This is a genomic window from Rhodopseudomonas faecalis (assembly GCF_003217325.1).
GTDB classification, from domain to species: domain Bacteria; phylum Pseudomonadota; class Alphaproteobacteria; order Rhizobiales; family Xanthobacteraceae; genus Rhodopseudomonas; species Rhodopseudomonas faecalis.
The window spans coordinates 76,731-87,073 of record NZ_QJTI01000018.1 but is presented as its reverse complement, the minus strand read 5'-3'; the positions used below and the strand labels follow the sequence as shown (position 1 = coordinate 87,073).

General features: G+C 63.8%; 7 protein-coding genes. 2 read left to right on the top strand and 5 right to left on the bottom strand.

Annotation, left to right across the window (positions count from 1 at the left end; all coding sequences use genetic code 11):
• From BJ122_RS14010 to BJ122_RS13990, 5 genes are all read right to left on the bottom strand, one after another.
• A partial coding sequence (locus tag BJ122_RS14010) for a hypothetical protein (protein ID WP_146227200.1) occupies positions 1 to 195 on the bottom strand: 195 nt, incomplete at its 3' end.
• A gap of 127 nt (positions 196 to 322) precedes the next feature.
• Positions 323 to 4,159 (bottom strand): methionine synthase, encoded by a 3,837-nt coding sequence (metH, locus tag BJ122_RS14005; protein ID WP_110781647.1) that lies wholly within the window; start codon positions 4,157 to 4,159, stop codon positions 323 to 325.
• A 1-nt stretch (position 4,160) separates the two neighbouring features.
• The gene (gene metF, locus BJ122_RS14000) at positions 4,161 to 5,057 is read right to left on the bottom strand and encodes a methylenetetrahydrofolate reductase [NAD(P)H] (RefSeq protein ID WP_110781646.1); all 897 of its coding nucleotides are present in this window, start codon (positions 5,055 to 5,057) and stop codon (positions 4,161 to 4,163) included.
• A gap of 505 nt (positions 5,058 to 5,562) precedes the next feature.
• Positions 5,563 to 6,426: a prephenate dehydratase gene (locus BJ122_RS13995; RefSeq protein ID WP_110781645.1), complete on the bottom strand. Its 864-nt coding sequence runs from the start codon at positions 6,424 to 6,426 to the stop codon at positions 5,563 to 5,565.
• Between the two features lie 42 nt (positions 6,427 to 6,468).
• Entirely contained in the window at positions 6,469 to 7,212 is a 744-nt protein-coding gene (locus tag BJ122_RS13990; protein ID WP_110781644.1) for a 3-deoxy-manno-octulosonate cytidylyltransferase, read from the bottom strand.
• Positions 7,213 to 7,524: 312 nt separating this feature from the next.
• Here BJ122_RS13990 and BJ122_RS13985 point away from each other — a divergent pair, with 312 nt between their 5' ends.
• Entirely contained in the window at positions 7,525 to 8,082 is a 558-nt protein-coding gene (locus BJ122_RS13985; RefSeq protein WP_110781643.1) for a c-type cytochrome, read from the top strand.
• A gap of 360 nt (positions 8,083 to 8,442) precedes the next feature.
• Positions 8,443 to 10,338, top strand: a complete 1,896-nt coding sequence (locus BJ122_RS13980) for an extracellular solute-binding protein (protein ID WP_110781642.1) — start codon at positions 8,443 to 8,445, stop codon at positions 10,336 to 10,338.
• Positions 10,339 to 10,343: the final 5 nt, after the last annotated feature.

Sequence of the window (10,343 nt, the reverse complement as noted above, 5' to 3'; positions counted from 1 at the left end):
ATCACCGCTCTGCAGATAGCGGTTGTAGTACTTCCGGAAGGTTTGCGAGCACGTGCCGTGATGACGGTAAAAGTCGCCCACTCGACGGAATTGGGTCGAGCGACCTTCCTTCACCGCCTCGTACTCGGCGATCAGAAAACGCCACTTCTGGATGTAATTCCGTTCGATCGTCCGATCAAAGCTATTGTCACGCATCGAAGCCTCCCTGAAGGGCGGATTCGATCACCGAATTGTTGAACATGCACAATTGCGAGCGTAGCGAAGTAATCCAGATCAAGGGCCATGCCTTGCAAAGCCCTGCACTGAATAGCTTCCTCGCAACTCAGCAGGACGGTGAAGTCCCGACCGTTTTGGTGCGCAGCCGCATATGCAGCACGCAGCTGCAGCCTTGCGGATGGCTGGCGAGGTTCGGCGCCTCATCCTCGGCGATCGGGCCAGCCGGCTCGCCGCGCGCGGGCTGATAGTTGAGCACCGGCGACAGCCAGCGCTCGGCCTCAGCCACGGTCCAGCCCTTGCGCTCGGCATAATCCTCGACCTGATCGCGCTCGATCTTGGCGACGCCGAAATAGAAGCTCTCGGGATGGCCGAAATACAGGCCCGACACCGAAGCGGTCGGCCACATCGCAAAACTCTCGGTCAGCGCCACGCCGACCTTGCGTTCGGCATCGAGCAGACGGAACAACGTCGCCTTTTCGGTGTGGTCGGGCTGCGCCGGATAGCCCGGCGCCGGGCGGATGCCGCGATAGCTTTCCGAGATCAGCTCCTCGCCGGACAGCTTTTCATCGGGCGCTGTGCCCCAAAATTCGATGCGCACCCGCTGATGCATGCGCTCGGCAAAGGCTTCGGCCAGCCGGTCGGCCAGCGCCTTGATCATGATCGACGAATAATCGTCATTGGCGTTCTTGTACTTCTCCGCCAGCTCGTGCTCGCCGATGCCGGCGGTGACCACGAACGCGCCGAGATAATCGGGCACGCCGCTGCCCTGCGGCGCCACGAAATCGGCGAGCGCGGCATTGGCGCGGCCCTCGCGCTTTTCGAGCTGCTGACGCAGCGTGTGCAGCGTTGCCACCGGGGTCGAGCGGCTGTCATCGCTATAGAGCACAATGTCGTCGCCCTGCGCCTGCGCCGGCCAGAACCCGATCACCGCCTTGGCGGTGAACCATTTGCCCGCAACGATCTGCTTCAGCATGACCTGCGCGTCAGCAAAGAGCGTGCGCGCCGCTTCGCCGACCACCTCGTCATCGAGGATCGCCGGGAACCGGCCATGCAGATCCCAGGCGCGGAAGAACGGCGTCCAGTCGATGTAGTCGCAAAGCTCGGCCAGCGAATAATCGTCAAACACCTTGGTGCCGAGGAAGGACGGCCTGACCGGCTTGGCAGCGGCCCAATCGATCTTGAAGGCGTTGGCGCGCGCGCTGGCCAGCGACAGCCGCTTCTTGTCGGCCTGGGCGCGGGCATGGGCCGCGGCGATCTTGGCGTAATCGGCGCGGATCTCGGCGGCGTAAGCCTGCTGCTTCTCGGGCGACAGCAGCGAGGCGGCGACGCCGACCGCGCGGCTGGCGTCATTGACATGCACCACCGAGCCATCGGGATAGTTCGGCGCGATCTTGACCGCGGTATGCACCCGGCTGGTGGTGGCGCCGCCGATCAATAGCGGTGCCTTCAAGCCGTTGCGCTGCATTTCCGAGGCGAGGAAGCTCATCTCGTCAAGCGAGGGCGTGATCAGGCCGGACAGGCCGACGATGTCGGCATTCTCGCGCTTGGCGGCCTCGATGATGGTCGCCGCCGGCACCATCACGCCCAGATCGACCACCTCGAAATTGTTGCACTGGAGCACGATGGTGACGATGTTCTTGCCGATGTCGTGCACGTCGCCTTTGACGGTGGCGATCACCATCTTGCCGGCCGAGGTGCGACCCGTGCTGGCGCTGGCAGCCTTCTCGGCTTCCATGTACGGCATCAGATAGGCGACCGCCTGCTTCATCACGCGCGCCGACTTCACCACCTGCGGCAAGAACATCTTGCCCTCGCCGAACAGGTCGCCGACCACATTCATGCCGGCCATCAGCGGCCCTTCGATGACATGCAGCGGCCGCTCGGCCTTTTGCCGGGCTTCCTCGGTGTCCTGCTCGATGAATTCGGTGATGCCGTGCACCAGCGCGTGCGATAGCCGCTGCTCCACCGGCCATTCACGCCAGGCGAGATCGGCTTCCTTTACCTGCTTGCCCTGGCCGCGATATTTTTCGGCGAGCGCCAGCAGCCGCTCGGCGGCGCCAGGATCGCGGTTCAGCACCACGTCTTCGCACACCTGGCGCAGCTCGGGATCGATGTCGTCATAGACGATCATCTGACCGGCATTGACGATGCCCATGTCCATGCCGGCGCGGATGGCGTGATACAGGAACACCGAGTGCATCGCCTCGCGCACCGGCTCATTGCCGCGGAACGAGAACGACAGATTGGAGACGCCGCCGGAAATATGGGCGTGCGGCAGGTTCTTGCGAATCCAGCGCGTCGCTTCGATGAAATCGACGCCGTAATTGTTGTGTTCCTCGATGCCGGTCGCGATCGCGAACACGTTGGGATCGAAGATGATGTCTTCCGGCGGGAAACCGACCTGATCGACCAGAATGCGATAGGCGCGCTGACAGATCTCGGTCTTGCGCGCGTAAGTATCGGCCTGGCCCTTTTCGTCAAAGGCCATCACCACCACCGCGGCGCCGTGGCGGCGCGCGATCGTGGCTTCGTGGATGAATTTCTCTTCGCCTTCCTTGAGCGAGATCGAGTTGACCACCGGCTTGCCCTGCAGGCATTTCAGGCCGGCTTCGATCACGTTGAACTTTGAGCTGTCGACCATCACCGGCACCTTGGCGATGTCCGGTTCGGCAGCGACCAGATTGAGGAAGTTGATCATCGCCGCTTCGGAATCGAGCAGGCCTTCGTCCATATTGACGTCGATGATCTGCGCGCCGCTCACCACCTGGTCGCGCGCCACTTGCAGCGCGGTGGCGTAGTCGCCTTCGGAAATCAGCCGGCGGAAGCGCGCCGAGCCGGTGACGTTGGTGCGCTCGCCGATATTGACGAATGGGATGTCAGCAGTCAGCTCGAATGGTTCGAGGCCGGACAGCCGCAGCCGCGGTTCAATGGTCGGCACGGCGCGCGGCTTATGCGGCGCCACCGCCTTGGCGATCGCGGCGATATGGTCCGGCGTGGTGCCGCAGCAGCCGCCGACGATGTTGACCAGGCCGTCGCGGGCAAACTGCCCGACAATGCCGGCCATGTGCTCGGGCGTTTCGTCATACTGGCCGAATTCGTTGGGCAGGCCGGCATTGGGATAGGCGCACACCAACGTGTCGGCAACGCGGCTGAGATCGGCGATATGGGCGCGCATGTCCTCGGCGCCGAGCGCGCAGTTGAAGCCGATGCTGGTCGGCTTGGCATGACGCACCGAATTCCAGAACGCTTCCGGCATCTGGCCGGACAACAGGCGCCCGGATTTGTCGGTGATGGTGCCGGAGATCATCACCGGCACGTCGATGCCGCGTTGCTCGCAAATCTCGGTGATCGCGTATAGCGCCGCCTTGGCGTTCAACGTGTCAAAAATGGTTTCGACCAGCATGATGTCGGCGCCGCCGTCGAGCAGGCCGTTGATCTGCTCGCTATAGGCGATGCGCAGATCATCGAAGGTCACGGCACGGTAGCCGGGATTGGCGACGTCCGGCGAGATCGAGGCGGTGCGGTTGGTGGGGCCGATCGAGCCGGCGACAAAGCGCGGCTTGCCGTCTTCGGCTTGCACGGTGTCGGCGGCGCTGCGCGCCAGCCGCGCGCCCTCGCGATTGAGCTCATAAGCGAGCTCGGACAGATCGTAATCGGCCTGCGCGATCGAGGTCGAGGAGAAGGTGTTGGTGGCGACGATGTCGGCGCCGGCCCGCAGATATTGGGCGTGAATGGTTTCGATCGCCTGCGGCTGGGTCAGGATCAACAGGTCGTTGTTGCCGCGCAGATCGCGGTGAAAATCCTTGAAGCGCGCGCCGCGGAACGCGGCCTCATCGAAGTTGAGGCGCTGGATCATGGTGCCCATTGCACCGTCCAGCACCAAAATACGCTCGCGGGCGAGGGCGGTCAGAGCAGCGCGCTTGGCAGAAATGGGAGAGGTCATATTAGGCAGCTTTCTTCGCGCCCGTCGGACGGATGCCGAGCAGATGGCTGATGGCGAACACCAGGTCCGCGCGGTTCATGGTGTAGAAGTGGAAGGCATCGACGCCGTGCTTGGCGAGCTTGTGCACCTGGCCGGCGGCGATGGTGGCGGCGACCAGCCTGCGGGTCTCCGGATCGTCGTCGAGCCCTTCAAATTGTGCGGCGAACCAGGCCGGCACTGTGGTGCCGGCGCGGGTCACAAAGCCATAGGCCTGCTTGAAATTGTGCATCGGCATGATGCCGGGCACGATCGGAATGGTGATGCCGCGGGCGCGCACCCGGTCGAGATAACGGAAATACAATTCGTTATCGAAGAACACCTGGGTGATGGCGCGGGTCGCGCCGGCGTCGATCTTGGCTTGCAGCGTATCGATATCGGCATCGAAATCGCGGCTCTCCGGATGCTTTTCCGGATAGGCCGACACCGTCACTTCGATTTCGGGATAGGTGCGCTTGATGCTGGCGACCAGCTCGGCCGAGGTCTGGTAGCCTTGCGGATGGGCGACATAGGGCGTGCCGATCCCGGTGGTCGGGTCGCCGCGCAGCGCCACGATATGGCGCACGCCGATCTCATGATAGCGCCGCACCACCTCGTCGATATCGGCCCGGCTGGCGTTGACGCAGGTCAGATGCGCGGCCGGCGTCAGATCGGTCTCGGCAATGATGCGGGCGATGGTGGCGTGGGTGCGCTCGCGGGTCGAACCGCCGGCGCCATAGGTCACCGACACGAAATCCGGGTGCAGCGGCGCCAGCCGGTTGATGGCCTCCCACAGCGAACGCTCCATCTCCTCGGTCTTCGGCGGGAAGAACTCGAACGAGATCGAAGGCCGGGTGGCGATGGCGGGCATCACGTCGCTCATTTTCAAGTTAGCTCCAAAGGCGCCCGGTTAGGCGAATCTCACACACGCTCAGTCCCTGCTGGGCAAGCGTGCCGCATTGTACGAAACGGTTGATTACTGAAATAGCCCACCCCGGACATTTACGGGTTGGGAATTTGCCCACCATTCCGGGTTTTGCGCCGGTGGATGCGATGATGGATCGATAGAGTGGGCGGGGCGCGTTTTCGGGTGTTTCAGTAAATATATCGAAAAATCAAAGAAGATAGCCGGGTTCCGGAGCTGGAATCGGGCTGTGAATGCAGGTGGGAAACGTGCCGGGTAGATTTGGTTCAGCCGAAACTGCCCAATGAGGTTTGGCGCCGCGGTCGCTCGCGGGTGGCCGGGACGAGCCTGATTGGGTGGGCAATAAGGTAAGTGAGGCGCTGGCGCCGGGGGCCGCGCTATTGATCAAGCCGCAATGCGGACTGCCGGGCCGCGCGCGGTCCGGCTGAAGACGGCGGCTGCGTCAGCTGTGCAATATGCCAGGTCAGGCGGTCTGGTCGTCGCCGATGGTGGCGCGGAACGGATGGGCGCGATAGACGCCGACGATCCGGAATTCGCGCGAGAAGAATTTCAGCTCGTCGAGCGCGAAGGCTAGGCCGCGGTCTTCGGGATGGCCTTCCACGTCGGCATAAAACTGCGTGGCAAAGAAGCTGCCATCGACCATGTAGCTTTCCAGCTTGGTCATGTTGACGCCGTTGGTGGCAAAGCCGCCGAGCGCCTTGTACAGCGCGGCCGGCAGGTTGCGCACCCGGAACACAAAGCTGGTGATCAACTGACCGGAGTCCTGCGCCGCCCAGCGCGGCGTGCGCGACAGCATCACGAACCTTGTGGTGTTGTGGGTCTCGTCCTCGATGTTCTCGATCAGAATATCGAGGCCATAGATTTTGGCGGCCAGCGGCGAGGCGATCGCGGCGCAGCTCTTGTCGCCGCGCTCCGACACGACCCGCGCCGAGCCGGCGGTGTCGGCGGCGACGATCGGCCGAAAACCGTGCTTGCGGATGATGCGGCGGCACTGGCCGAGCGCGTGCACGTGGCTTTCGACGGTCTTGATATCGCTGAGCTTGGCGCCGGGCAGCGCCATCAATTGATGATGGATCGGCAAAAACCACTCGCCGACGATGTGCAGGCCCGAGGTCGGCAGCAGGTGATGAATGTCGGCGACGCGGCCGGCCACCGAATTCTCGATCGGGATCATGCCGAGATCGACTTCGCCCGAGCTGATCGCCGACAGCGCGTCTTCAAAGGTGGGGCAGGGCAGCGCCTCGACATCCGGAAAAGCTTCCGCGATCGCCAAATGCGAGTTGGCTCCCGGTTCCCCCTGGAATGCGATTTTCATGGGCTTGGTCATAGCACCTGTACCAGTCGTTGCGGCCGTGCCGATTTGGCGAGGTCAGTGTTGGGATGAGAAAAAGCGGCGGGCGGTTTCGAGGTCCGCCGGGGTATCGACGCCGCGCGGCACCTCATCGACCAAGCCGACATCGATGCGCATGCCGGCTTCGATCGCGCGCAATTGTTCGAGCCGCTCGCGCTGCTCGAGCGGCGACGGCGGCAAGCCGATGAAGCGCTGCAGCGCGGCGCGGCGATAGGCATAGAGGCCGATATGGTGATAGCGCGGCCCCTCGCCCCAGGGCGCGGTGGCGCGCGTGAAATACAGCGCGCGCAGCCGGCGCGGCGCCAGCGGCGAGCCGATCACCTTGACCACGTTGGGATTGGTGGCCTCCTCGTCGCTATGAATCTCGGCGGCGAGGGTGGCGATCTCGACCTGCGGGTCCGTGAGCGGCGCCAGCACCGCGCGGATACTGTCCGGCTGGATGGTCGGCACGTCGCCCTGCACATTGATCACGATCTCGACCTTGCCGTCGGGGTCGAGCGTACCCAGCGCTTCGGCGATCCGGTCGGAGCCAGAGGGATGATCGGCGCGGGTCATCACCACCTGGCCGCCATGAGCTTTGACCACCGCGGCGATTTCGTCGGTGTCGGTCGCGACCGCAACTGGGCCGATGCCGGCCGCTTCGGCGCGGCGCAGCACCTGAACCACCATCGGCAGCCCGGCGATATCGAGCAGCGGTTTGCCGGGCAGGCGGGTCGCGGCCATGCGCGCCGGGATCAGGATCAGGGTCGAAGATGAGGACATGGTGTCGGAGATGAGATGTGCCGTGGAACCCGCAGCCGCCCCGTGTGTTGTTGAGACCGCTCGGGTTTTGGCGGCGATGGGAAAGGCAGTGTCCTTATACGGGTTGCCTCTGCCCCGGCAAATCGATATCTGGTTGCATGGGTAAGATGCAAATGCATCCAAAAAGCAAAAATGAGTGGTGTACCGCCTCGGCCTGGAAACCGGCAGCAGAGGCCGCAGGACACGCTGAAGGAGTTGCCGCCAATAGCCCGATAGCGACACGCCCAACGATGCCTTGACGAACATCGAGGGCCGACCAAGGACACGCCCGCCATGGATTCGTTCGAGCTGAACAAGATCGTGGGTGCGGTGCTCGGCACCTGCTTGGTGTTGCTGGTCTCCAACATGACTGCCAAAGCCATCTTCCGCGCCGAACCGGCGCCGGACAGCATGGTGGTCGCCGCCAAGCCAGCGGAGCCGACCGGCGCGCCGCAGGGCACGCCAGCGCCGTCAGAGCCGATCGACAAGCTGCTGCAGACCGCCTCGATCGACAAGGGCGCCACCGCCGCCAAGAAATGCGCGACCTGCCACACGTTTGAAAAGGGCGGACCCAATCGCACCGGGCCGAATCTGTTCGGCGTGGTCGATCGAGCGCGCGCCGCCGTGCCCGGCTTCAATTATTCGGCGGCCATGAAGGCGGCGGGTGGTTCCTGGGACATTGAAGAGTTGAACGCCTTCATCGCCAGCCCCAAGGGCACCGTGCCCGGCACGGCGATGTCGTTTGCCGGTATCCCCAAGGACGGCGAGCGCGCCGATTTGATCGCCTATCTGCGCAGCCTGTCCGATCAGGCCGCGCCGCAGCCAGGCCCGCCGCCGACGGCCTCGAACTAGGCGGCAGCGCGCCACAGGCTCGGGGCGCGGGCCGAATCACGGCCTGCGGCTTCATGCGGCTTGTGTTGTCTCGGGGCGCGCGCTGTGATCGAAGGAGAACAGCCTTGGTGCCGCGCCGATCGCGGCGCGCTCAAAGCCGCAATCGTCAAGCTCGACCTGCCGCGGGCTGGCGCGTCGCTGCCATGTCGCTGCCATGTCGCGGCCTGCTAGCGCAGCGCATCGGCCTGCGCGGAATTTGAAAGCGGTTTGCCCTGGGCGGACGCACCGACTAGATTTGTGGACGTGCTGCACATAAACGGCGGATTCCCCGCATTGAGTCTCCGTCCAGGCCGGAAGCACCGGCAATCAGAGGATCCACCATTGGCCGTCACGCGACGACATCTCCTTCAGGGCGCGGCGTTCGCAGCCGCTGCACCGGCTTTGGGCCTTGGCGGCGTCAATGCACTGCTGGCGAGTTCAGCGCAGGCCAGTTCCTCCGGCCATCCGTGGCGCCATGGCCTGTCGTTGTTCGGCGACCTAAAATACCCTCCCGGCTTTAAGCGCTTTGATTACGTCAACCCCAACGCGCCGAAGGGCGGGGTGGCGCGGCAGATCTCGCTCGGCACCTTCGACAGCTTCAATCTGGTGGTGGCGGGCGTCAAAGGGAACGTCGCGCCGGCCGTCAGCTATATCTACGAAACGCTGATGGTCGGCTCGCTCGATGAGGTCAGCGCCGAATACGGCCTCTTGGCCGAGGCGGTTTCGCATGCTGACGATCATTCCTGGGCCAGCTACCGGCTGCGCGCCAATGCGCGCTGGCACGACGGCAAGCCGGTGACGCCGGAAGACGTGATCTTCTCGCTAAATGTGCTCAAGCAATACAGCCCGCATTATTCGTCCTATTACCGCCATGTCGTGAAGGCGGAGAAGGTCGGCACGCGCGAGGTGAAATTCACCTTCGATATGCCGGGCAACCGCGAATTGCCGGCGATCGTCGGCCAGTTGCTGGTGCTGCCGAAACATTGGTGGGAAGGCAGCAATGAACAGGGCCAGCCGCGCGACATCTCGGCGACCACGCTGGAAAAGCCGCTCGGTTCGGGGCCATACCGCATCAAGGACTTTGTCGCCGGCCGCTCGGTGACGCTGGAGCGCGTGCCGGATTATTGGGGCGCGGAACTGCCGGTGCGGATCGGCCAGCACAATCTCGATGAGCTGCGCTTTGAATTCTTCCGCGACAATCTGGTGGCGCTGGAGGCGTTCAAGGCCGATCAGGCCGACTGGATCGCCGAAAACTCCGCCAAGCAGTGGGCGACGGCCTATGATTTCCCCGCGGTGACCGAGCAGCGGGTGATCAAGGAAGAGTTTCCGATCAACGATTCCGGCCGCATGCAGGCGTTCGTCTTCAACCTGCGGCGCGATCCGTTCAAGGACCCGCGGCTGCGGCGCGCCTTCAACTACGCGTTCGACTTCGAGGAGATGAACAAGCAGCTGTTCTACGGCCAGTACAAGCGCATCAACTCCTACTTTGAAGGGACTGATCTCGCCGCGACCGGATTGCCGCAGGGCGAGGAGCTCGCGATCCTCGATACGGTGCGCAGCCAGGTTCCGCCCGAAGTATTTACCGAGCCCTATAGCAACCCGGTCGGCGGCAACCCCGAAGCGGTGCGCGCCAATCTGCGCGAAGCGACCCGGCTGCTGAAAGAAGCGGGCTATGAGGTGCGCGACCGCCGCCTGGTCGATGCCAGCGGCAAGCCGGTGATGGTCGAGATTTTGGTGCAGGACCCGTCATCGGAGCGGATCGCGCTGTTCTACAAGCCGTCGCTGGAACGGCTCGGCGTCACCATTTCGATCCGCACCGTGGACGATGCGCAGTATCAGAACCGGGTCCGCGCCTTCGACTTCGACATGATCACCGATCTGTGGCCGCAGTCGCTGTCGCCGGGCAATGAGCAGCGTGACTATTGGGGCTCTGGCTCGGCCATGGTGCAGGGCTCGCGCAACACCATGGGCATCCAGAATCCGGCGATCGACGCCTTGATCGACAAGGTGATCTTCGCCAAGGACCGCGCCACGCTGGTGGCGGCGACGCGCGCGCTCGACCGCGTGCTGCTGTGGAATTTCTATCTGGTGCCGCAATTCACTTACGGCTTTTCGCGCTACGCGCGCTGGGATCGATTCAGTCACGCCGAGCCGCTGCCGAAATATGGGCGTTCAGGACTGCCATCGCTCTGGTGGTATGACGCCGACAAGGCAGCCCGCATTGGCCGACGTTCTTGAGAGGT